Source organism: Pseudomonas sp. FA117 (assembly GCF_057370475.1).
On sequence record NZ_CM170675.1, the window covers coordinates 5,445,070 to 5,467,614 of the forward strand.

25 protein-coding genes and 1 tRNA gene are annotated in these 22,545 nt (G+C 63.0%); 15 read left to right on the forward strand and 11 right to left on the reverse strand.

Going from position 1 to position 22,545, the window contains the following annotated elements; all coding sequences use genetic code 11:
- Window positions 1-345 precede the first annotated feature (345 nt).
- On the reverse strand, window positions 346-783 hold the full coding sequence (locus AC1TXO_RS24980; RefSeq protein WP_486404194.1) for a hypothetical protein: 438 nt from the start codon (window positions 781-783) through the stop codon (window positions 346-348).
- Here AC1TXO_RS24980 and trmL point away from each other — a divergent pair.
- On the forward strand, window positions 782-1,237 hold the full coding sequence (trmL, locus tag AC1TXO_RS24985) for a tRNA (uridine(34)/cytosine(34)/5-carboxymethylaminomethyluridine(34)-2'-O)-methyltransferase TrmL (protein ID WP_486404195.1): 456 nt from the start codon (window positions 782-784) through the stop codon (window positions 1,235-1,237). The two genes, AC1TXO_RS24980 and trmL, sit on opposite strands and share 2 nt — an antisense overlap.
- Before the next feature lie 64 nt (window positions 1,238-1,301).
- Here trmL and gabP read toward each other — a convergent pair whose 3' ends face one another.
- The gene (gabP, locus tag AC1TXO_RS24990; RefSeq protein WP_486404196.1) at window positions 1,302-2,690 is read right to left on the reverse strand and encodes a GABA permease; all 1,389 of its coding nucleotides are present in this window, start codon (window positions 2,688-2,690) and stop codon (window positions 1,302-1,304) included.
- Between the two features lie 643 nt (window positions 2,691-3,333).
- Here gabP and AC1TXO_RS24995 point away from each other — a divergent pair.
- The 10 genes from AC1TXO_RS24995 (at window position 3,334) to AC1TXO_RS25040 (ending at window position 9,720) form a co-directional block, all read left to right on the forward strand.
- Window positions 3,334-4,107 (forward strand): ABC transporter ATP-binding protein, encoded by a 774-nt coding sequence (locus tag AC1TXO_RS24995; protein WP_486404197.1) that lies wholly within the window; start codon window positions 3,334-3,336, stop codon window positions 4,105-4,107.
- 12 nt (window positions 4,108-4,119) lie between these two features.
- Window positions 4,120-4,872: an ABC transporter substrate-binding protein gene (locus AC1TXO_RS25000; RefSeq protein WP_486404198.1), complete on the forward strand. Its 753-nt coding sequence runs from the start codon at window positions 4,120-4,122 to the stop codon at window positions 4,870-4,872.
- 55 nt (window positions 4,873-4,927) lie between these two features.
- Window positions 4,928-5,620: an ABC transporter permease gene (locus AC1TXO_RS25005; protein ID WP_486404199.1), complete on the forward strand. Its 693-nt coding sequence runs from the start codon at window positions 4,928-4,930 to the stop codon at window positions 5,618-5,620.
- Window positions 5,620-6,309, forward strand: coding sequence for an ABC transporter permease (locus AC1TXO_RS25010; RefSeq protein ID WP_486404200.1), 690 nt, complete (start codon window positions 5,620-5,622; stop codon window positions 6,307-6,309). Before AC1TXO_RS25005 ends, AC1TXO_RS25010 begins: the two co-directional genes overlap by 1 nt.
- Window positions 6,310-6,398: 89 nt before the next feature.
- A complete protein-coding gene (locus tag AC1TXO_RS25015) occupies window positions 6,399-7,607 on the forward strand; it encodes a methyltransferase (protein ID WP_486404201.1) in 1,209 nt (402 codons plus the stop codon).
- Between the two features lie 470 nt (window positions 7,608-8,077).
- Window positions 8,078-8,656 carry a hypothetical protein gene (locus AC1TXO_RS25020; protein ID WP_486404202.1) on the forward strand — a complete coding sequence of 193 codons (579 nt, stop codon included), beginning with the start codon at window positions 8,078-8,080 and terminating at the stop codon, window positions 8,654-8,656.
- Between the two features lie 9 nt (window positions 8,657-8,665).
- On the forward strand, window positions 8,666-8,872 hold the full coding sequence (locus AC1TXO_RS25025; RefSeq protein WP_043211003.1) for a helix-turn-helix domain-containing protein: 207 nt from the start codon (window positions 8,666-8,668) through the stop codon (window positions 8,870-8,872).
- A gap of 18 nt (window positions 8,873-8,890) precedes the next feature.
- Complete coding sequence (locus AC1TXO_RS25030) at window positions 8,891-9,271, forward strand: hypothetical protein (protein ID WP_486404203.1); 381 nt, start codon at window positions 8,891-8,893, stop codon at window positions 9,269-9,271.
- Between the two features lie 21 nt (window positions 9,272-9,292).
- Window positions 9,293-9,547: a hypothetical protein gene (locus AC1TXO_RS25035; protein ID WP_486404204.1), complete on the forward strand. Its 255-nt coding sequence runs from the start codon at window positions 9,293-9,295 to the stop codon at window positions 9,545-9,547.
- Between the two features lie 97 nt (window positions 9,548-9,644).
- Window positions 9,645-9,720: transfer RNA gene (locus tag AC1TXO_RS25040), tRNA-Thr, on the forward strand.
- 569 nt (window positions 9,721-10,289) lie between these two features.
- Here AC1TXO_RS25040 and AC1TXO_RS25045 read toward each other — a convergent pair.
- From AC1TXO_RS25045 to AC1TXO_RS25060, 4 genes are all read right to left on the reverse strand, one after another.
- Window positions 10,290-10,763: a helix-turn-helix domain-containing protein gene (locus tag AC1TXO_RS25045; protein ID WP_486404205.1), complete on the reverse strand. Its 474-nt coding sequence runs from the start codon at window positions 10,761-10,763 to the stop codon at window positions 10,290-10,292.
- A gap of 52 nt (window positions 10,764-10,815) precedes the next feature.
- A complete protein-coding gene (locus tag AC1TXO_RS25050) occupies window positions 10,816-11,169 on the reverse strand; it encodes a type II toxin-antitoxin system HigB family toxin (protein WP_486404206.1) in 354 nt (117 codons plus the stop codon).
- 170 nt (window positions 11,170-11,339) lie between these two features.
- Entirely contained in the window at window positions 11,340-12,623 is a 1,284-nt protein-coding gene (locus AC1TXO_RS25055) for an arsenic transporter (RefSeq protein ID WP_486404207.1), read from the reverse strand.
- A gap of 152 nt (window positions 12,624-12,775) precedes the next feature.
- Window positions 12,776-15,073, reverse strand: coding sequence for a TonB-dependent siderophore receptor (locus AC1TXO_RS25060; RefSeq protein WP_486404208.1), 2,298 nt, complete (start codon window positions 15,071-15,073; stop codon window positions 12,776-12,778).
- A 139-nt stretch (window positions 15,074-15,212) separates the two neighbouring features.
- Between AC1TXO_RS25060 and AC1TXO_RS25065 the strand changes: the two genes are divergently transcribed.
- From AC1TXO_RS25065 to AC1TXO_RS25080, 4 genes are all read left to right on the forward strand, one after another.
- Entirely contained in the window at window positions 15,213-15,929 is a 717-nt protein-coding gene (locus AC1TXO_RS25065; RefSeq protein WP_486404209.1) for a response regulator, read from the forward strand.
- A gap of 1 nt (window position 15,930) precedes the next feature.
- Entirely contained in the window at window positions 15,931-17,298 is a 1,368-nt protein-coding gene (locus tag AC1TXO_RS25070; protein WP_486404210.1) for an ATP-binding protein, read from the forward strand.
- 127 nt (window positions 17,299-17,425) lie between these two features.
- Window positions 17,426-17,626, forward strand: a complete 201-nt coding sequence (locus AC1TXO_RS25075; protein ID WP_486404211.1) for a hypothetical protein — start codon at window positions 17,426-17,428, stop codon at window positions 17,624-17,626.
- Between the two features lie 93 nt (window positions 17,627-17,719).
- Window positions 17,720-19,102 carry an NAD(P)-binding domain-containing protein gene (locus AC1TXO_RS25080; RefSeq protein ID WP_486404212.1) on the forward strand — a complete coding sequence of 461 codons (1,383 nt, stop codon included), beginning with the start codon at window positions 17,720-17,722 and terminating at the stop codon, window positions 19,100-19,102.
- Between the two features lie 29 nt (window positions 19,103-19,131).
- On the opposite strand, the gene AC1TXO_RS25085 is transcribed toward AC1TXO_RS25080, so the two are convergent.
- The 5 genes from AC1TXO_RS25085 to tagQ all read right to left on the reverse strand — a co-directional run bounded on the left by AC1TXO_RS25085 (window position 19,132) and on the right by tagQ (window position 22,501).
- On the reverse strand, window positions 19,132-19,602 hold the full coding sequence (locus AC1TXO_RS25085; RefSeq protein ID WP_486404213.1) for a hypothetical protein: 471 nt from the start codon (window positions 19,600-19,602) through the stop codon (window positions 19,132-19,134).
- 16 nt (window positions 19,603-19,618) lie between these two features.
- Window positions 19,619-20,053, reverse strand: a complete 435-nt coding sequence (locus AC1TXO_RS25090; RefSeq protein WP_486404214.1) for a hypothetical protein — start codon at window positions 20,051-20,053, stop codon at window positions 19,619-19,621.
- A 38-nt stretch (window positions 20,054-20,091) separates the two neighbouring features.
- A complete protein-coding gene (locus tag AC1TXO_RS25095) occupies window positions 20,092-20,553 on the reverse strand; it encodes a hypothetical protein (RefSeq protein WP_486404215.1) in 462 nt (153 codons plus the stop codon).
- Entirely contained in the window at window positions 20,553-21,467 is a 915-nt protein-coding gene (ssp4, locus tag AC1TXO_RS25100; RefSeq protein WP_486404216.1) for an Ssp4 family T6SS effector, read from the reverse strand. Before ssp4 ends, AC1TXO_RS25095 begins: the two co-directional genes overlap by 1 nt.
- Before the next feature lie 110 nt (window positions 21,468-21,577).
- Entirely contained in the window at window positions 21,578-22,501 is a 924-nt protein-coding gene (gene tagQ, locus AC1TXO_RS25105) for a type VI secretion system-associated lipoprotein TagQ (RefSeq protein WP_486404217.1), read from the reverse strand.
- Window positions 22,502-22,545: the final 44 nt, after the last annotated feature.

Here is a 22,545-nt window from a genome sequence, read left to right on the forward strand (position 1 = left end):
CCCGCTCCCACACAGATGGATAGCCTGGTTACCCCTCCAGCCCTCTCATGCACCGATCCTGTGCCACTTGCACCTCGACAAGGCACAAATCCCCTTGAATCTCGGCAAAAACACCCTGAAAGCCCAGTAATTGCGGGCCTTTCAAAACTGGCACGCCCCCTGCAACAGGTACTGTATCTCCAGTTTTGGGGGCCTCGGTACAGGCAGGCCGGGATATCCCCTCTTTTATTCGCAACACCGCCCGTTTCGGGGACCTCGGTACAGGCAGGCCGGGACTCCCTCTTTTATTCGCAACATCGCCCGTTTTGGGGACCTTGGTACAGGCAGGCCGAGACATCCCCTCTTTTATTCGTGCAGCCTCACCTGCACCCGCCAGCGCCCGGCGTCCTCTGCAGCGGTCCAGGTACCGCTCAGGGGACGCGCGGCCACCACCGTCAGCACCAGCCCTTCCTCGCCCTGCTGCAAGCGCCAGCCCACCGGCTTGCCCTGCAGGCTCAGCTGACCCCGCTGCGCCTTGCCCTCGGCCTGGAACACCAGCGCCACCGTCCCTTCGACATTCTCGCCATGCAGCTTCGTCTGCTCGTTGAACCACAGGTCGAGGCCGTCCTGCACCACCTCGACCCGCTCGAGCACACGCTCTTCGGGAGCGGTCAGGCGGCCGATCATCAGCCCCACCATCACCCCGACTATCGCCATCGACAGCAATACACGCGGCCAGGCCTTCGAACGCGGGTCCGGTTCGAGGGTAGAATGCTCGTCATCATCGTGCCTGGAGCCGTGCATGTTTCACGTCATCCTCTTTCAACCCGAAATTCCGCCGAATACCGGCAATATCATCCGCCTCTGCGCCAACAGCGGCTGCGACCTGCACCTGATCGAGCCGATCGGCTTCGAACTGGACGACAAGCGCCTGCGCCGTGCAGGGCTGGACTACCACGAGTATGCCACGCTCAAGCGCCACGAGAGCCTCGAAGCCTGCCTGCAGAGCCTTGGCCAGCCGCGCCTGTTCGCCTTCACCACCAAGGCCTCGCACCCGTTCCACGAAGTGGCCTACCAGCCGGGCGATGCGTTCCTGTTCGGCCCCGAGAGCCGCGGCCTGCCGAGCGAAGTGCTGGACAGCCTGCCGGCCGAGCAACGCCTGCGCCTGCCCATGCGCCCGGGCTGCCGCAGCCTGAACCTGTCCAACACGGTCGCGGTGACGGTCTACGAGGCGTGGCGCCAGCAAGGCTTTGCCTGAACAGCGCCCATGAAAAAGGCCGCGTCCCTCACAGGACGCGGCCTTGTTCATTCAACGACGCCGATCAGTTGTCCAGCGCCACCCGCCCGGCCGCACCACGCTTGCGGTGCAGCAGCAGGCCTGCAGCCACCACGGCGATGCTCAGCAGGGCCGTGGCGATGATCTCGATGCGGTGATCCTCGCGCAGCGCCATGACCACCAGCACCGCCACGATGAAGGCGATGGTCGCCCAGGTCAGCCCCGGGAACAGCCACATCTTGAACGAGATCTGCTCGCCGCGCGCTTCACGCTGGGCACGCATGCGCAGCTGCGAAACGGCGATCACCAGGTACACCAGCAGGGCGATGGCCCCGGAGCTGGCCAGCAGGAACTCGAACACCTGCGCCGGTGCGACGAAGTTGGCGAACACGCAGAGGAAGGCGGCAGCGGTCGACAGCATCACCGCCCAGTGCGGGGTACCTGCCTTGGTGGTGCGCTGGGCCACGGCTGGCGCGTCGCCACGCTTGCTCAGCGAGAACAGCATGCGCGACGAGGTATACAGCGCCGAGTTCAAGCAGCTGGTCACGGCGATCAGCACGACGATGTCGACGATCAGCTTGGCGTTCGGCACGCCGATCAGGCTGAGGACGGTCTGGTAGGAGCCTTTCTCGGCCAGGGTCGGATCGTTCCACGGCACCATGGCCACGACCAGGAAGATCGACACCAGGTAGAACAGGCAGATACGCCAGATCACCGAGTTGGTGGCGCGGCTGATCTGCTTGCCCGGATCCTTGGATTCGGCGGCGGCGATGGTGACGATCTCGGTGCCCATGAACGAGAACATGGTGGTCAGCATGGCTGCCAGCACTGCGCCGAGGCCATTGGGCATGAAGCCCTGGGTGTCGAACAGGTGGCTGACACCGCTGACCTGGCTGCCCGGCACCATGCCGAACATGGCCGCGCAGCCGACGACGATGAAGGCAATGATCGCCAGCACCTTGAGCAGGGCGAACCAGAACTCGAACTCGCCGTAGTTCTTCACGCTGAACAGGTTGGTGATGGTCAGCGCCAGGGTGATGACCAGCGAGAACGCCCACAGGTCCACGGCCGGGAACCAGGCATGCAGGATCGCTGCAGCGGCGTTGGCCTCCAGCGGGATCACCAGGACCCAGAACCACCAGTACAGCCAGCCGATGGTGAAGCCGGCCCAGCGCCCGATGGCGCGGTCGGCGTAGGTCGAGAACGAACCGGTATCCGGCGAGGCGACGGCCATTTCGCCGAGCATGCGCATCACCAGCACCACCAGGGTGCCGGCAGCGGCGTAGGCGAGCAGCACAGCCGGGCCGGCTGCAGCGATGGCGTGGCCGGAGCCGACGAACAGACCGGCGCCGATCACGCCAGCAATGGACAGCATGGTGACATGCCGTTGTTTGAGCCCCTGAGCGAGGTCATTGGAATTGTGCTTACCGCTCATAAAACTACCTTTGTAAGGAGTGGACCACCCGATTGCGGATGAGAGGCGCGCCAGGGGTTGATCTAGACGCGTCGGCAATCGGCGCTTTCCTGCTGGCAATAAGTGCGCCAGCGCGGAAAAAACATTCGTGCGGGTTTTCCCGCGGTCACGAATGGCGTGGCTTTGCGGGCATTCGGCCAGGTCCTGACCGAATGCCCATGCAAGCGCGCAGGCCCAGTGTGCATTACTGAAATACTCACTTACAAATGCTCCGAGGGTAGTCCTTGGTAACACCTGCGCACCGATTTAGGGCGCAAAAGGTGCAACCTCTAAGTGCAACCTTGAGTCGGTGGCGTGGCCTTCGCGGGCAAGCCCGATCCTACGTTTGAGCGAAGGCCCCACCGCCAGACATAAGCAAAAGCGCTTCCCTCCCCCGTCCAAAACTGGCACCATCGCGCCTTTTTTCATCAAGGCTCCGGCGCCAAGCGCATCGCATTGCGGACATCGGCGCGACGTTGCACTGCAGCGATGCGACAAACTGTCCCGCCAGCGACCCGAGCCCCTTGCGACCCGGTTGGCCGCCATTACGCCGCTATGCTAGCGTTGCGCTCGCCAGGAAGGCCGCCAACAGCTGGGAACGCACCCGAACACATGAGGACCGCACATGGCCCAGGCCACGCCCGCGCTGGAAATCCGCAATCTGCACAAACGCTACGGCGACCAGGAAATTCTCAAGGGCATTTCGCTGACCGCGCGTGACGGTGACGTGATCTCGATCCTCGGTTCGTCCGGTTCCGGCAAGTCCACCCTGCTGCGCTGCATCAACCTGCTCGAGAACCCGCACCAGGGCGAGATCCTGGTTGCCGGCGAAGCCCTCAAGCTCAAGGCCACCAAGACCGGCGACCTGATCGCTGCCGACAACCGGCAGATCAACCGCCTGCGCAGCGAAATCGGCTTTGTGTTCCAGAATTTCAACCTGTGGCCGCACATGTCGATCCTCGACAACATCATCGAGGCGCCGCGCCGGGTGCTCGGCCAGAGCAAGGCCGAGGCCATCGAAGCGGCCGAGGCACTGCTCAACAAGGTCGGCATCTTCGACAAGCGCCACAGCTATCCCGCCCAGCTTTCCGGTGGCCAGCAGCAGCGCGCCGCCATCGCCCGCACCCTGGCCATGAAGCCCAAGGTCATCCTGTTCGACGAGCCGACTTCGGCGCTCGATCCGGAAATGGTCCAGGAAGTGCTTAACGTTATCCGCGCACTGGCCGACGAAGGCCGTACCATGCTGCTGGTAACGCACGAGATGAACTTTGCCCGCCAGGTGTCCAGTGAAGTGGTCTTCCTGCACCAGGGCCTCGTGGAAGAGCAAGGATCGCCGCAACAGGTCTTCGAAAACCCGACCTCGGCGCGTTGCAAGCAATTCATGTCCAGCCACCGCTAAACGGAGCAACACATGCAGACCTACAAGAAATTCCTCCTGGCCGCTGCCGCCACGCTGGTGATGTCGGCCAACGCCCTGGCCGCGGAAAAACTGCGCATGGGTATCGAGGCGGCCTACCCGCCGTTCAACAACAAGGATGCCAGCGGTAACGTGGTCGGCTTCGACAAGGACATCGGCGACGCCCTGTGCGCCAAGATGAAGGTCGAGTGCTCGGTCGTGACCTCCGACTGGGACGGCATCATCCCCGCCCTGAACGCCAAGAAGTTCGACTTCCTGGTGTCGTCGCTGTCGATCACCGACGAGCGCAAGCAGGCCGTGGAATTCACCGACCCCTACTACTCCAACAAGCTGCAGTTCATCGCGCCGAAGAACGTCGACTTCAAGACCGACAAGGCCTCGCTCAAGGGCAAGACCATCGGCACCCAGCGCGCCACCCTGGCCGGCACCTACCTGGAAGACAACTTCCCAGGCGTTGACGTCAAGCTCTACGACACCCAGGAAAACGCCTACCTCGACCTGGTTGCCGGCCGTATCGACGGCATCCTCGCCGACAAGTACGTGCAGTACGAGTGGCTCAAGAGCAAGGACGGCATGAACTACGAGTTCAAGGGCGAGCCGGTGATGGACAGCGACAAGATCGGTATCGCCGTGCGCAAAGGTGACACCAAGCTGCGCGACGACCTGAACAAGGCCCTGGCCGAAATCAAGGCAGACGGCACGTACAAGAAGATCAACGACAAGTACTTCCCGTTCAGCATCGAATGATTCGCCCTGACCGGTACGCCCTTGCGGCGTGCCGGTCCCTAGAACGACCCTGCCCATGAATATCGACCTGCACGGATTCGGTCCGGCCATGTTGGCTGGCACCCTGATGACCGTAAAACTGGCGCTCTGTGCCTTGCTCCTGGGGCTGGTCCTCGGCTTGCTCGGCGCCCTGGCCAAGACTTCTCCGCTCAAGCCGCTGCAATGGCTTGGCGGCACCTACTCGACCCTGGTTCGCGGCGTGCCCGAGCTGCTGTGGGTCCTGCTGATCTATTTCGGCACCGTAGGCCTGATGAGCAGCCTCGGTGATGCCCTGAACATGCCGGGCCTGGAACTCAGCGCCTTCGCCGCGGGCGTGATCGCCCTGGGCCTGTGCTTCGGTGCCTATGCCACGGAGGTGTTCCGCGGCGCCATCCTCGCCATCCCCAAGGGGCACCGTGAAGCGGGCCTGGCCCTGGGGCTGTCGAAGGGGCGCATCCTCTCGCGGATCATCCTGCCGCAGATGTGGCGCGTGGCCCTGCCGGGCCTGGGTAACCTGTTCATGATCCTGATGAAGGACACCGCGCTGGTGTCGGTGATCGGCCTCGAAGAAATCATGCGCCACGCGCAGATCGGCGTGACCGTGACCAAGGAACCGTTCACCTTCTACGCCGTCGCCGCCTGCATCTACCTGTGCCTGACCATCGTCGCCATGACCGGCATGCACTTCCTGGAAAAACGCGCCGCTCGCGGCTTCATGAGGGCGGCGTAATGAATTGGGAAGTCATCATCAAATGGCTGCCACGCCTGGCCCAGGGCGCGACCCTGACCCTGGAGCTGGTGGCCATCGCGGTCATCGCCGGGCTGATCCTGGCCATCCCGCTGGGCATCGCCCGCTCCTCGCGCCACTGGTACGTGCGCGCCCTGCCCTACGGCTACATCTTCTTCTTCCGCGGTACACCGCTGCTGGTGCAGCTGTTCCTGGTGTACTACGGCCTGGCGCAGTTCGACGTGGTGCGCAGCAGCTCGCTGTGGCCGTACCTGCGCGATCCGTTCTGGTGCACCGTGCTGACCATGACCCTGCACACCGCCGCCTACATCGCCGAGATCCTCCGTGGCGCACTGCAGGCGATCCCCAAGGGCGAGATCGAGGCGGCCCGTGCCCTGGGCATGTCACGGGGCAAGGCGCTGTTCTACATCATGCTGCCGCGCGCCGCGCGCATCGGCCTGCCGGCCTACAGCAACGAAGTGATCCTGATGCTCAAGGCCAGTGCCCTGGCCAGTACCGTGACGCTGCTGGAACTGACCGGCATGGCCCGGACGATCATCGCCCGCACCTACCTGCCGGTGGAGATCTTCTTTGCTGCGGGCGTGTTCTACCTGTTGATCTCGTTCTTCCTGGTGCAGGGCTTCAAGCTGCTCGAGCGCTGGTTGCGCGTCGACGCCTGCCAGGGCCGCTGATCTGAAACCGCGCTGAGCTTTTCACGGGCAAGTCGCAGCGGCGAACCGCTGCGACTTGCCCGCGAAGGCCGCCCCACCGACCGGCCATCATGCTCCCAACCCCATTCCTCCAGACCGACCAACTGAACGCGCGCTTCCAGGCCCTGGACCAGTTCCTGCTCCAGCACGAAACCCTGTGGAAACCCCGCCCCTTCACCGCCCTGCACCTGGAATGGGAATCCCGGCACCCCGAACTCGCCCAGTGGTTGCGCAACCGCACCCTGGAACAGGCCGAAGCCGCCGATGACGCGCTGCCTGCGCCCGCGCCCTTCCCGCAGCTCGCGCAGCAGGCCAGGCAGCTTTCCAGCGTCGGCGAACTGCCCCTGGCGCCACTGCACCCGGGCAGCCGCCGCCTGGACGCCCACGTCCCCGGCCGCAAATGGCAGCAGATCGAAGCCTTCGGCAGCCGCCTGAGCTTCAGCCAGCCCACCCGCCACTGGCTGGACTGGTGCTCCGGCAAGGGCCACCTCGGCCGACGCCTGCTGCAGCCCGGCCAGCAACTCACCTGCCTGGAGTACGACGCCGAGCTGGTCAGCGCCGGGCAAGCCCTCAGCGACCACCACCACCTGCCCGCACACCACCTGCAGCAGGACGTGATGGCGAGCGACAGCGTCCAGCACCTGGACAGCGACAGGAGCGCGGTCGCCCTGCACGCCTGCGGCGACCTGCACGTGCGCCTGCTGCAACTGGCCAGCGCCCAGCGCTGCCCGCAGATCGCCGTCGCCCCGTGCTGCTACAACCGCATCCAGACCGAGCACTACCAGCCACTGTCCAACGCCGCGCAGGCCTCGCAACTGCGACTGAACATCCGCGACCTCGGCCTGCCACTGAGCGAAGCCGTCACCTCCAGCGCCCGCACACGCCGCCAGCGCGACACGTCGATGGCCCGCCGCCTGGGCTTCGACCTGCTGCAACGCCAGCAGCGCCAGACCGACGACTACCTGCCCACCCCCTCGCTGCCGACGGCCTGGCTGGAAAAGTCCTTCGAAAACTACTGCCGTGACCTCGCCGCCCTGCGCGAAGTACCGCTCAGCGGCAATCCCGACTGGGCCGCCCTGGAGGCCGCAGGCTGGCAACGATTGGCGCAGGTGCGCAATCTCGAGTTGCTGCGCAACCTGTTCCGTCGCCCGCTGGAACTGTGGCTGGTGCTCGACCGTGCGCTGTTCCTCCAGGAGCAGGGCTACGGGGTGCGCCTGGGGCTGTTCTGCGACTACCCCCTCACACCCCGCAACCTGCTGCTGCTGGGAGAACGAAACTAGCCGGAAAACCTGTGGATAAGTCTGTGAACAAGCTTGTGATGAAATTCACGATTTATTGGATCCAGCGGCTATTTCGGGCGCTTCGCTTATTCCCTCCGGTAAGCGAAAACCAGCAAAAACAGGCCTTTGCGCAAAGACCAACGGCCACACTCCTCGGCATGCCTTTCGCGCAGCGCCTGCATGCCGCTTGTGCATAAGCCAAATCCCTTGCTGAAAATCCAAAGGCCAGCCCAATTCCTGTGGGGGCGGCGGTTCGGCGCTCCGACTTGTCCCGCGAACACGGGCATAGCCCGTGCCATTCAGCGCGGAGCCTTCTTCGCAGCTAAACCCACTCCCCCACCGTCCGTATCCTGATTCACCCCCCCACTGCGGCCAAACGTCGCAAAAGCCATTACAGCAAAATAAATTATTGTATTACGATAATTTATCAAGAATAATCCGAACCGTTCATCATTGTACGGAGGCACCCCATGAACAGTAGATCCGTCGCCTATGCGCGCTCCCGCCTGCGCACCATCGGCGCCCTGGCCGCCCTTCTGGCCTGGACCACCGCCGCTGTCGAGTTCGGCGGCACCCCGCTGCTCTGGCTGCTCGACTACCCCACCGTGGTTTCCGCCTACCTGCAAGCCTACGGCGACCAGATGCCCCTGCTCCTGGCCGAGGGCTACCAACCGTCCCACCTGGCGATCGGCCTGGTGTTCTTCCTCGACATGATTCCCACCAGCATCTCGGCATTCGCCCTGCTGCTGACCGGCCTGTTCTTCATGCGCCTGTCCAAGGGCCAGACCTGGACCCTGCCCAACATCCGCCTGCTCTGGTGGGTCGGGCTGCTGTGCATCGGCTCGCCGCTGCTGTGGTCGCTGATCGGCACCTTCGAAGGCCTGGCCCTGGCCATCGACCTGCCTGCCGGGGAAAGAAGCTTCAGCGTGTCGATCGGTGTATCATCCGAGGCTGTCTACGAGATCATGAAAGGCATCCTGCTCTGCGCCTTCTCGCTGCTCATGCGTGACGCCAAGACCATCAGCGATGAACACAACTGTTATGTCTAGCAAGCCCTTATGCCGATAATCATCCGCCTCGACGTCGTCATGGCCCGGAACAAGATCCGTTCCAAGGACCTGGCGGAAATCATCGGTATAACGGAAGCGAACCTGTCGCTGCTGAAGAACGGCAAGATCAAGGGTTTCAAGATCGAGACCCTGGAGAAGCTGTGTCGCGCGCTGAACTGCCAACCCGGCGACCTGCTGGAGTTCAGCGAGGAATGATCGAGGACTGCAACACCCATGCATTTGCCCCACAAAGGTTTACTCGCCGTACTGCTGGCCGCCTGGCTGATCAGCGGCTGCGGCCCGAGCTACAGCTATAGGTATTCGCCACCGCCCAGCGCGCATGGCATGAACTGCATCAACAGCTGCTCGAGCGAGCGCAGGCATTGCCAGCAGATGGAGCGTCTGGAAGAAAACAGCCAGCGCGCCCTGTACCAGGCCGAGATGCGTGCCTACCAGTACTGCAAGACCGGCAAGAGCAAGAAGGAAGCGCGTCACAACTGCTACCAACCGAGCTACCCCTTCGGCAGCTCGTCCAGCTACAGTTGCGGCCGCGACTACGACAGCTGCTACATGGCCTGCGGTGGCACCATCCAGCGCATCCGCAACCCAGACTGATAGATGAACGGATTTCGACACGTGAAATACACCACGCCCTTCACCCTTCTGGCCCTCGGCCTGGCCCTGAGCGGCTGCTCCAGCAGCATTAGCAGCTACACCCCGAAGACCTCGAACCTCGGCTGGGAAACCCCCGGCATGCAGCTCGGCGGCGACCGCGGCCTGCCCCTGCGGGTGGACGACCGTTGCCGCAAGCGCGGCTGCGACAACCACAAGCTGTTCTTCAACCCCGCCGAGCCCGAACCGAGCGTCAACAGCATCCACCGCGGCTGGTAGGATTTTCTCCTTTGAGGGCGGCGACTTAGGCGATTTCGCGTTGAATGCAAGGAAGTGGTTTACAGCAGCCAACCGATCGCTATAATGACGCCCCTGTGCCGGTATAGCTCAGATGGTAGAGCAACTGACTTGTAATCAGTAGGTCCCGGGTTCGATTCCTGGTGCCGGCACCATTCAAGGTTCCATAGAAAGCTTTCAAAATCTCTGGAACCCCCGAAAAACCCGCCTTTTGGCGGGTTTTTTCGTTTTGGCGTTCCGTCGGATTCCGAGGGTAGCCAGCGCTAATAAGGGTACTTTTAAGGATACCTACCAATTCGACATTGGAAAGTACCCTTATGGCTCGCACAACGGCTCCCCTTACCGACAACGCCTGCCGCCGCTCAACTCTGCTTCTCAAGCCCAAGCAACTGGTGGATGGAGGATTACAAAAGCCCTCCTGCCTTGGATTTGCATGCCATTTGCATAGCTAAGCGCTCGCCCTTCTTTGGATAGCCAGGGTTCATGGAGCACTTACACTCAACCTCGCTGGGTGGTGCTTGAGAACGTCGTTAGCCTGCTCACCTAGCTTAACGATTTACCTTGCTCACGCTGCAAATCAAACCTTACCTAACCATTAAAAAGCCCCAAACCGCATTTAGTGCGGAGGGGCTTTGGGTACACCATTTCAAGCGTTCGAACCAAACTACTCATTGGCTCATTATAGAACGTCGCCTCTATATGCTTAGAAAAATCTAAAATCTCTTTAGACTGCACCGTGCATAAAAAACTCAACCGGCACCTTAAAGAAATCAGCAAAGCCTTTTATCTGCGCAACAGTCATTTTTCTTTTGTTGTTCAGCATTTCAGAAACCGCACTTTGTGTTGCAATACCAGACAAATCTTTTTGTTTAATTCCTCTGTCCGACATCAGAAACGCGAGCGCTTCCGACTGGGAGGATTGAGGTATCAAAACCGTTTCAGCTTCGTATTCATACACTCGATCAGCAACCATCTCCGCAAAACGTGCTGCTGCGTGACCTTCACTATCCGCATGAGAATAGAGTTCATCAATCAACGCCATCCGTCCCTGCAAGTCATCATCATCCTGAACTGGGTCATGACATGCAGCTAGCAGCTTGGACATTGTGGCTATCTGATCACTCAGGCCATCAAGCATTGGTGAAATATCAGCTATGAAGGAATCTAGTCCAGTGGCTTCGATCTTATCACGCTTCATCTTGTCACCTATAATTGCATTATACATAAATAGAGCCAATCTTCCTGATCAGCTACTTAACATCACTTCTGCACCACTTGTCATATCCAGCGTGGGGCAGAATGTCTTTCATGTAGATGGTGCCGGTTCGCGTGTTGATCCACGCGATGATTCGACATTCATTTTTCTTGATATCAAAGATATAGATATCAAGGGGTCCTTTCTTGCTCATGTGCCTCAGCTTTGAGTGAGGGATGCGATCAACGTTCCATCCTGAGGCGGTGACCCAAACGTCACGAATCTGCTCGAAGGACTCAAACCGAAGGGGTGGCCTGTCAAAGGTGGTCAGCCACAAGTTCAGTGGCTCTTTCCACTGGCTGTACGTTTCAATGGCTTGTGCAATCGCCGCCTTTGTTACCACTCGCATATTTTTTGGTCTCCGGCGTCCTTCCATACAGCAAACTTTATCTCATATCCAGATATCTGTCAAACAGATATCTGCTCGGCAGATAAATTGCTCTAGCGAGCTTGGGCGGGGTCAACAGCAGCATGCCTAGGCCAGATTCGCATCGCTCGCTCCCCGCCGTGTGGCGGTTTTCAAAGGCCCAGGCGCAGTGCCAGGGCGGACAGGGTGATCAGCAGCACCGGCGCGGTGAGCAGGATGCCGACCTTGAAGTAGTACCCCCAGGTGATGCGCACACCCTTGCGCGCCAGCACGTGCAGCCACAGCAGGGTGGCGAGGCTGCCGATGGGGGTGATCTTCGGGCCGAGGTCGCAGCCGATGACGTTGGCGTAGATCATCGCGTCGCGCACCAGGCCTTCGGCGCCGCTGGCCTGGATCGACAGGGCACCGACCAGCACGCTGGGCAGGTTGTTCATCACCGACGACAGCAGTGCGGCGATCACGCCGGTACCAAGGGTCGCGGCCCACAGGCCGTGGGCGGCGAGGCGGTCGAGGACGGCGGCGAGGGCGTCGGTCATGCCGGCGTTGCGCAGGCCGTACACCACCAGGTACATGCCCAGCGAGAACACCACGATCTGCCAGGGCGCTTCGCGCAGCACGCGGCGGGTGGAGATGACGTGGCCGCGGGCGGCGACGGCGAACAGTACGGCCGCGCAGACGGCTGCCACGGCGCTGACGGGCACGCCCAGGGGTTCGAGGACGAACAGCCCGGCCAACAGTGCCAGCAGCACCAGCCAGCCGACGCGGAAGGTGGCGCGGTCGCGGATGGCCAGGGCCGGCGCCTTGAGTTCGTCGAGGGCGTAGCGCGCGGGAATGTCGCGGCGAAAGTACAGGAACAGCACCAGCAGGGTCGCGGCCACTGCGGCGAGGTTCACGGGCAGCATCACCGAGGCATAGGCGGTGAAGCCGAGGCCGAAGTAGTCGGCCGAGACGATGTTCACCAGGTTCGACACCACCAGCGGCAAGCTGGCGGTGTCGGCAATGAAGCCTGCGGCCATGACGAAGGCCAGGGTGGCGTTGGGCGAGAAACGCAGCGCCAGCAGCATCGACATGACGATGGGGGTGAGGATCAGTGCTGCGCCGTCATTGGCGAACAGTGCCGACACCGCCGCGCCGAGCAGGACGATGAAGGCGAACAGCCGTCGGCCATCGCCGCGCGCCCAGCGCGCCACGTGCAGCGCAGCCCACTCGAAGAAGCCGGCTTCGTCGAGCAGCAGGCTGACGATGATGATCGCGATGAAGGTGGCGGTGGCGTTCCAGATGATCGCCCAGACGGCGGGGATATCGTGCAGCGACACCGCGCCGAGCAGCAGCGCCAGCAGTGCGCCGAAACTGGCGCTCCAGCCGACTCCGAGCCCCTTGGGCTGCCAGATGACCAGGACCAGCGTGATGACGAAAACCGAAGCGGCGGCCAGCATCGGCTAGGCACACCGCTCGCCGGGGCTGGAATGGGATTCGTCGGGGAAGGGCCTGGAGGCTTGCGTGGGAGTGATCATGGTCGCACCCGGACATATGGAAATCCGAACATACGAATTTCCATATGGGGTTTGCAACAGGTGCTACAGGATCGTCAGAACGCCGTGCTGACCGTCAGCGACAGGTTGCGCGGGTCGCCATAGATCGCCCCGGCATAGAACCCGTAGCGAGTGTAGTAGTGCTTGTCGAACAGGTTGTTGGCATTGAGGCTGACGCTGGTGTCGTCGGTCAGCTGGTACTTGGCCATGGCATTCCAGATCGCGTAGCCGGACCAGTTCACGTCGCTGGAGCTGCGGCTGACACCGTTGGTCGGCTGGCCGGCCGGGGTGGACAGCGCGCGGATGTTGGTCTGCGCGGTCACGCCGGTACCCAGGGTCAGGCGGTCGAGCGGACCGGACAGGCGGTAGGTGGTCGAGGCCTTGAACAGGTGCGACGGGTCGCTGCGTCCGTCGCTGTCGAGGCGGCGGAAGTGCAGGTAGGTGTAGCCGGCGTAGACGTTCCAGTTGTCGGTCAGGGCGCCTGCCAGTTCCAGGTCGATACCGTCGGTTTCCTGGCCGGAGCCTGCCTTGTAGGCGGTGGCGCCGGTCGGGGTCAGCAGGTCGCCATCGGTGACGGCCTTGTTCTCCTGCTTGGTGCGGAAGTACGCCGCCGAGGCGTTCAGGCGGCCATCGAACCAGGCGGCCTTGATCCCGGTCTCGTAGCTCTGGCCACGGATCGGCTCGACCTTGGTACCGCTGGCGGTCTCTTCGGTCTGCGGGTTGAAGATGTCGGTGTAGCTGGCGTACAGCGAGTAGGTGTCGTTAAGGTCGTACACTGCGCCCAGGTACGGGGTGACGATGCCGTTGTTCTGCTGGTTGCTGCGCACGCCGCTGACGTTGCGGGTGGTGGCCGAGTAATCGGTGCTGCGCACGCCGAGGATTACCGACAGCGGGTCGGTGATGCTCAGGCGGGTCGCGGCATACATGCCCTGCAGGCGGGTGGTGATCTTGCTGTGGCGGCCGGTCTGCGAGGCAAGCATGTCGTAGTCGCCATCCACGCCGTCGAGCCAGTTGCTCAGCGGGAAGCCGTTGTTGGCGCGGAACTGGCAGCCCAGGGCCGGGGCGCTGACGCGGTTGGCGCTGACCATGGTGCAGGTGTACTCCGGCGACCAGGCCACGGTGCGGCTGTCGTTGTAGCCGACCATCGCCTGGTGGGTGCGGCCGAATGCCTGGAACGGGCCGGACAGGTCGATCTGCGCCGATTGCTGGGTGGTGTCGCTGGAGCTGTGCAGGCCGTTGAGCACCGCGCCGCTGCCGTCCTGGTCCCAGTAGCCGCCGTACACGCCGCGCCCGGACGAGTTGACCTTGGCCAGGCCACGGTGGTTGAGGGCGTCGGTGGTGCTCTGCGAGCCCTTGAGGTCCAGGGTCCAGTCGTTGTCGAAACGGTGCTGCAGCGAGCCGAAGGTGGTGCGGGTGATGTACTCGCCGAAGCTCCAGCTCGGCACCACGTTGGTGCTGCGCGGCAGGTCGGTCTTGCTGCCGTCGCCGTACCAGATCGGGATGTTGGCGCCCCAGCCGCCACCGACCACCTTGTTGTACTCGTACTGGTAGCCGGCGCCGAGGGTGGTGGCGTCGTCCAGGTCGAACTCGAAGTTGGCCAGTGCAGCACGGGCGCGCTCGGACTGGTTGTCGCGGAAGGAGTTGGCATCCTCCTGGGTGACCACGAAGCGCGAGCGCAGGCGGCCGTCTTCGGACAGCGGCAGGTTGAGGTCGGCGCCCAGGCGGCGCTTGTCCCAGCTGCCATAGGTGGCGTAGGCGCTGCCGCCGAAGGTGCGGGTCGGCGCCTTGCGGATCAGGTTGACCGTCGCCGACGGATCGCCCGTGCCGCCGAGCAGGCCGTTGGCGCCGCGAACGATGTCGATGCGCTCGTACAGGTCCAGGTTCAGCGCGTTGCCGCTGCCGCTGAAGTCGGAACCGCCGGGGAACTGCAGGCCGTCGATCTTCCAGTTGCTGATCGAGTAGCCGCGGGCACGGAAGTCGGTACGCCCGCCCACCTCCATCTTGCTGACGCTGATCCCCGGCGCCGTGTCCAGTGCCTGCTCGATGCTGTGCACGTCGCGGTCGTCCATCTGCTGGCGGGTGATGCTGGTCACCGACTGCGGGGTCTGGCGCGGGGTCAGGTTCAGGCCGGTGGAACTGCGGGTGCTTTCGACGGTATAACCGAGCTGGCCGGCATCGTCGGCACTGGGCAGTGCGCTGTCTTCGATGTTGGTGGCGCCCAGTTCCAGGGGCTGGCCGTCAGCGGCGAAGGCACCGGCAGACAGGCTGAAGGCGACACACAGGGCCAGCGGTGAGAGGCGACTGCCGCCACGGGTGAAGCGCGCGCAATTGCGGACGAGATTCAGAGGTTTCATTTGGGAAGGTTTCGTATTCGCAGATGGTTTTTGCTACGATTCTAGGGATGTGCCCTCTGGGCTCCATGCCCGGCTTGTACGGGGATGTAATGGAAGGTAACGGGCGCCCTGGATGCGCCCTCGACAGGTGCCCCGCACAATGAGCACGACCTTGCTGGTCGTCGACGATGACGACGAGATCCGCGAACTTCTCTGCGATTACCTGACCGATGCCGGTTATCAGGTGCTCGCTGCCGCCGACGGTGACGAGATGCGCCGACACCTGGCGCGACACAAGGTCGAGCTGGTGGTGCTGGACCTGATGCTGCCCGGCGAAGACGGCCTGAGCCTGTGCCGGCAGTTGCAGGCCCAGCCGGGGCTGGCGGTGATCATGCTGTCGGCCAAGGGCAGCACACTGGACCGCATCATCGGCCTGGAGGTGGGCGCCGACGACTACCTCGCCAAGCCCTTCGAGCCCCGCGAGCTGATCGCGCGGATCAAGGCGGTGCTGCGCCGCCCGCAGCGCCTCGAGCCAGCCGCCGAGGAAGCCGCCAGCGAGGCCCAGCAGTTCGCCGGCTTCAGCCTCGACCACATCAAGCGCCTGCTGGTCCACCCCGACGGCCAGGCCCTCACCCTGCCCCGCTCCGACTACCGCGTGCTGCGCGAGCTGCTCGACGCCAACAATCGCGTGGTCTCGCGCGATCACCTGACGCGCAGCGCCTTTGGCCGCGACCACCTGCCCGACGACCGCTCGGTGGACATGTGCATCAGCCGCCTGCGCCAGCAGCTGCGCCGCGCCGCCAATGGCAGCGCGCAGATCCTCACCATTCGCAACGAAGGCTACCTGCTCAGCATCGCCCGCGAGCCAGGCGCCTGAAGTGCGCCTGCTGCGCCGCCTGTGGCCACGCACGCTGTTCGGCCAACTGCTGCTGATCATGATCAGCGGCACCCTGCTGATCCAGTTGATGTCCAGCAGCATCTGGTTCGATGTGCGCTTCGCCCAGGTGTTCGAAGCCCCGGTGCGACTGATCGCTGCACGCAGTGCGCCGTTGATCGCCCAGGCCGACTGCCATGCCGGGCAGTTGCAGGTGCCGGCGCGCTACCACCTGCGCTGCGCCGAGTCGCTGCCCAAGGCCCAGCGCGACGACCGCCGGGGTCGCCACCGCATCGAGCTGCTGCTGCACCAGGCCCTGACCTACGAGCTCGGTCACAACCAGCAGGCGCATCTGCTCAAGGTGCAACTGACCGACGAACTCGGCCAGCCGATCGTCTGGCGCAGCCTGTTCGGCCTGCGCACCGCCCAGGCGCATCTGCAGTTCGCCGTACCGATGGACGACGGCCACTGGCTGCTGATCGATGGCGAAGAGTTGCAGGGCTGGAGCGGCGAGTCGGCGTGGGTGCTGATCAGCGACTATCTGCTGCGCGTCTATGCCCTGCGCATCGTCGCCGTGCTGCTGGTATGCCTGGTGGCCGTGCGCCTGTGCCTGCGCCCGCTGCGGCGCCTGGCCGATGCCGCCCGTGGCCTGGGGCGCAACCTGGAGCAGCCGGCACTGCCGCTGGAAGGCCCCGAGGAAGTGCGTCAGGCAGCGCAGGCATTCAACGCCATGCAGCAGCGACTGATCGCCATGGTCAACGACAAGGCCTACTTTCTCGCCGCCGTCTCCCACGATCTGCGCACGCCGCTGACCCGCATGCGCCTGCGCCTGGAGCGGCTGGAAGACGGTGAGCACAAGGAGCGGCTACGGCACAACATCGCGCAGATGGACGCCATGATCGGCCAGGTCCTGGACTACCTGCGGGCCGGCGAGCAGCAGAACCTGCAGGAGGTGGACCTGGACCGGCTGGTGGCGCGCCTGTGCGCGGACCTGGCCAGTGCCGAGGAGCCGCTGCCGATCCAGGGTGAGGTGGGCAAGGTGCGGGTCGACGCCCTGCTGCTGCAGCGCTGCCTGCAGAACCTGCTGGTTAATGCCCTGCGGTATGGCCAGGCGGTTTCACTGCGGCTGGAGGCCGATGCGGCGCAGGTGCGCATCCACGTCGAGGATCGCGGGCCGGGTATTGCCGTGGCCTTGCTCGATACTGTCACCGATCCGTTCGTGCGCGGTGAAAGCTCACGCAACCAGGCGTCTGGTGGCTACGGGTTGGGCCTGAGCATTGCCCAACGGATAGCGGCCAGCCATGGCGGTGAGTTGCGGCTTGCAAACCGGGATGGCGGTGGGTTGACGGCGACCGTGGTGTTGCCCCGGTGAGACCGCAGTGGACTCTTCGCGGGCAATCCCGCCCCACAGGATGAACTGCCCCAAACCTTGAACCCCCACCCCCAATGCGTTATAGCTAAAAAGGCATCCATAACGAAAAGAGGCTAACCACGCCCCCATGCACGAGATCACACGTATCCGTCGGCCGTATGGCCCGCTTGCCCACCTGACCGGCAAGTCCACCGGGCCCTTCCCCGCCGTCGTCTCCAGCCTTGGCTGTTCCCCGCTCTCGACACTGTTCCACACCCTGTCGATCCCGCCCCGCGACGTCCTGCTGGCGCACAAGCGCAAGCGCCCCGTGCCTCCGCCTGCCTGCTGACTCCTGAATTTTCCGCGCTTCCACTGCCCTCGGCCCGTTGCCGTTCAGGGTTGGGGAGGTCTTGCCCTTCTTCCGTGATCACAGGACTTTTTCATGACTACTCGCGTCGCCATTATCGGCGCCGGCCCTTCCGGCCTGGCGCAACTGCGTGCCTTCCAATCCGCCCACGCCAAAGGCGAGGCCATGCCCGAGGTGGTCTGCTTCGAGAAGCAGGCCGACTGGGGCGGCATGTGGAACTACACCTGGCGCACCGGCCTCGACCAGCACGGTGAGCCGGTGCATGGCAGCATGTACCGCTACCTCTGGTCCAACGGCCCGAAGGAATGCCTGGAGTTCGCCGACTACAGTTTCGATGAACATTTCGGACGGCCGATTTCCTCCTATCCGCCGCGCGAAGTGCTGTGGGACTACATCCAGGGTCGGGTGAAAAAAGCCGATGTGCGCCAGTACATTCGCTTCGACACCGTGGTCAAGGACGTGCGCTTCGACAGCGCCAGCCGCACCTTCACCCTCACCGCCCACGACTACGCCCAGAATCAGCGCTACGAGCAGGTGTTCGACTACGTGGTGGTCGCCAGCGGGCATTTCTCCACGCCCCAGGTGCCGTCGTTCCCCGGCTTCGAGCGCTTCTCCGGCCGCATCCTGCACGCCCATGATTTCCGCGATGCGCTGGAATTCGCCGGCAAGGATGTGCTGATCATCGGCAGCAGCTACTCCGCCGAAGACATCGGCTCACAGTGCTACAAGTACGGCGCGCGCTCGATCACCAGCGCCTACCGCACCCAACCGATGGGCTACAAATGGCCCAAGGGCTGGGAAGAGCGCCCGCAGTTGCAGCGGGTCGACGGCGACCGCGCACATTTTGCCGACGGCTCGAGCAAGCGCGTCGATGCGATCATCCTCTGCACCGGCTACCAGCACCACTTCCCGTTCCTGCCCGACGAGCTGACCCTGCGTACCGGCAACCGTCTGTGGCCGCTGGGCCTGTACCAAGGCGTGGTGTGGGAGGCCAACCCGCAGCTGATGTACCTGGGGATGCAGGACCTGTGGTACAGCTTCAACCTGTTCGACGCCCAGGCCTGGTTCGTGCGCGACGTGATCCTCGGCCGCATCGCCCTGCCCGACCTGGCCGCCATGCGCGCCGACAGCGAGCACTGGCGCGCCGAGGAAGAGGCCTTGCAGACCACCGCCTCGATGTACGAATTCCAGGGCAGCTACATCGCCCGCCTGATCGAGCAGACCGACTATCCACGCTTCGACATCGACGCGGTAAACCGCATCTTCCTCAAATGGAAGAACGACAAGAAGCACGACATCATGGGCTACCGCGACCGCTCGTACCGCTCGGTGATGACCGGCACCGCCTCGGTGCCGCACCACACCCGCTGGATCAAGGCGCTGGATGACTCGCTGGAGGAGTACCTGCGGGAAACGGCGGAGCCTGGGGATGTGAAGGTGCTGCGACCGGAGCGTTGAGGCGCGATGGCGTTTACGGGCCCGGCGCTTCAGCGCCGGGTACGGGCCTGCCGCAGCTCCACGAGCCGTCTGCGCATCTCTCTGTGTCGCCCGCTGTTGAGCACCAGCAGCGCCAGCAGTGGCAGAGCCAGGGTAATTGCCAACAGAGCCGAATCAAGGCGACTGCCCAACAAGCTGAGTGCCATCAACAACGCAACAATCGGTACAGGCAAGACTGCCCCTATTGCCCACTGGTACCCACGAATCATCGTGAAGTGACCCAAGCACAGCGGTAACACCAGCGCCATGCTTGAGGCCAGGGTGTAGAGAGGGTTGTCTGGATGACTGCGCCAGTGCTCATCGATCCACAAAGCCAGCGACAGTGCTACCGAGAGCACACAGACGAAAAAGCCCAGCAGGAATACTGGAAAGTAGCGTTTCATAAACGCCTGATATCCCAGTACACGCTCTACATCGTGGAGCACCGGATCGATGCCTCGCCGATTTTTCATGAAAGCCATCAGCCACATATTCCAATCATCGGCGAGCGCGCTGCACCTTGGGGCGCTTTGCCACTGCCAGGCGATCGACTTTGCGTTTTTGTCGATAATTGAAAAGCTGTACCCGCATCTCTCGGTATTTCTTGCTGTTGAGTACCAGAAGCGCAAGCAAGCCAGTCAGCAGAGCGCTTGAATAGATGAACATATGAGGCCGGTATGCATACGTCGGCAGCGCAATGATGATGCTACCTACACAAAACATTGCGACCAACCAGGCTCCCCAGTTGCGCCCTCTCACGACCGCGGCATGCGCAGTGACGAAAATAACCACTATTGTGAACAGGCTGACGGGAAATACCGTCTCGCGGGTACACGCCTTACAGTAGGTGTGCCACACCAGCCAGAACGTTGCTGCAATAGCGTAGATGGACAAGAAATACGCAGCCATGAACCTCGAGAAGTAACGCTGCATGAATGCGTGGAGTCCAATATCACGTTGATACTCGCCCATCATCGAGACCGTCGAACTTTGGGTCGCTGGGCTTTTGAAGCTCTCTCGGCTTGACGCTTGTGTCGATACTCGGCGAGTAGCACGCGCATCTCTCGGTATTTCTTGCTGTTGAGTACCAGCAATGCCAGCAGCGCGACGATTATGATGCTCAGGAAGATCCCCATGTGCGGCCTGAAACCGTAGGTCGGCAACAGGAAAACCACGGAGCCGATACAAAGGGCGGCGACCATCCATACCCCCCAATCACGACCTCGCACTACGGCGGCATGCGCCGTGACCAGCGTCACCACCAGCACACCAAGGCTGAGCGGATAGTTGATCTCCCGGCTGCAGTCACGGCAATAGGTACTCCACACCAAAGAGAACGTCCCGGCCATGGCGTACAGCGAGAGAAAATACCCCGCCAGGAACACCATGAAGTAGCGATCGAGAAACTTCTGAAGGTCAGGGTGCCGACTCATTACTCGAACTCCTCATAGAGGCCCAGAGCGATGCTCTTGGTCTTGTCCTGCACCGTCCCGCTGCCGACAAAACCGATGGAAGCGCCAAGCGAATCCTTGATCAGTGTTTGAGTGGCGTGCTTGATCTGCGTGGGCGTGTGACGCTTGATCAGCTCACCCGTGCTCTGTTGCAGCTTGAGTTGCTTGGCGGTAAGCGAAGGATGCTTGATCGACAGCAACTCGCGGGTGAGAGCGCTACGCTGCTGACGGCTCAATGAACGGGTCAGGTCGAGCCAATTGGCGCCCGTGGCAGCCTTGCGCACCTGCAGGAAGCGTACAGTCGTGAGGGCCGAGCTGCCGACGCCGATCAGCGATATACCGTCGAGCAACGGTGTCGCTGCCCTGTACCAGGCCTCCTGATCCATCGCATCATTGGCTGACGGGTCGTTGACCTCGTTGACCGTCCTGGCAACACCGATAAAGCACTGTGCGGTACTGGCGGTTGCTGCTGCATATCCGGCAACGGTAAGCGCGAGGCTCACACCGCCGGAGAAGGGGACGGCGATAGTGCCGCTGAACATGACGACCCAACCCAGGATCGCACTAGCGCAGGAGAGCGTGGTGCCTACCGCCTCCTTGACCACGCGCGACTCACGCGGGTTGGTCTGCAACTGGTTCATGAATTGCTGGGGCGCAATGTAGCGAGGTGCCTCGCGCAGGATGACGCGCTTGGGCTTGATACTGCAGATCGGCTGAAACTCGCGCAGCACGATCACGTTGTAGTCGGCATCGATATACACGACACCCGCACCGACGATGCCAGGGTCGGCATCGATCGCCTTGAACAGCTTCTGCTGGTCGATGCGCCCCTGCAGGCGCTGCTGCGCCAGAAACTGCGAGGTATTGGCCAATTCGTTGACCAGAAGGTCTCTCATGAATACGTGTCCTTACTCAGCTACAGGCTGGCCTGTCCGCAGCACAAAGCCGCTCCTTGCAGATGCGGCCTTGCGTCGCGAAGGGAGCGCAGCGCGCTCCCGCCATGCCATCAAACGTTCGGGCAAGGCACCGGTGCCCAGTCGCCCATGTCCGGGTTGCGGCACATGCTGTTGACCTGGTCCACGCCCGCCTTGGCCACCTGCTGGGCCTCGGTCTTCTTGCCGGTGGCGTTCTGCAGGGTCTTCTCGGTGGCGACTGCCTCGGTCGGCACCTTGCTGTTGGTCTTGCCCGCAGCTTGGCCCTTCTTGGTGCCAGTCTTGCCGGTCGCCTTCGGAGGCTGGACCACCGCCGCCACTTCCGAACGCTGCACGCCCACCTGCTTGAGGTCCTGCTCATAAGCCTGGGTGTAGTTGTTCAGGTTCTCACCCAGACGACCGTTGACAGTGCCGAGCAGCTCGTTCGACTCGTTCAGGCCAGCAACGATCTCGGCCAGGCGCTTGCGCCCTTCGGTGTCGTTGATACGGTTGGCCTTGCGGTTCTGGATCAGGCTGGCGAACTCGCGCTGGTAGCAGGCCTGGGACGCCTTGGCGTATTGAGTGGTGCGGTCCAGGTCGGCGGCGCTCTTGTCGATGTCGGCGGCGTAGGAAGCGATACGCTGCTTGTCGTCGCTGATCTGCTTCTGGCGCTCGGTGTAGTAGCCTGCCGCACCGCCGACCAGCGCGCCGCCAGCAGCGCCGATGGCGGCGTTGCGGCCACGGTTGTCACCGTCCACCAACGCGCCGGTGAGGGCGCCGCCGACCGCGCCGAGCAGTGCGCCGGTAGCGACCGAGCGGGTCATGTCGCCGTCGGTGGAACGCAGGTGCTGCACCGGCTCGTAGCAGTTGGGGTAGTACTCCACCTTGGTCGTTGCACCGATCTTGGAAACCGGCGAGCCGGCACAGCCGGTCAGCAGGACGCTGCTGAAACCGGCAGCCAGCAACAGGGCGGCACGGGCCTTGGAAGCGGTGATCAGGGAGGTGCGATTCAAGCGCATGGTCGGGTTCTCTCTCGGGTTGTACTGATCCGGCCTGCTTCATG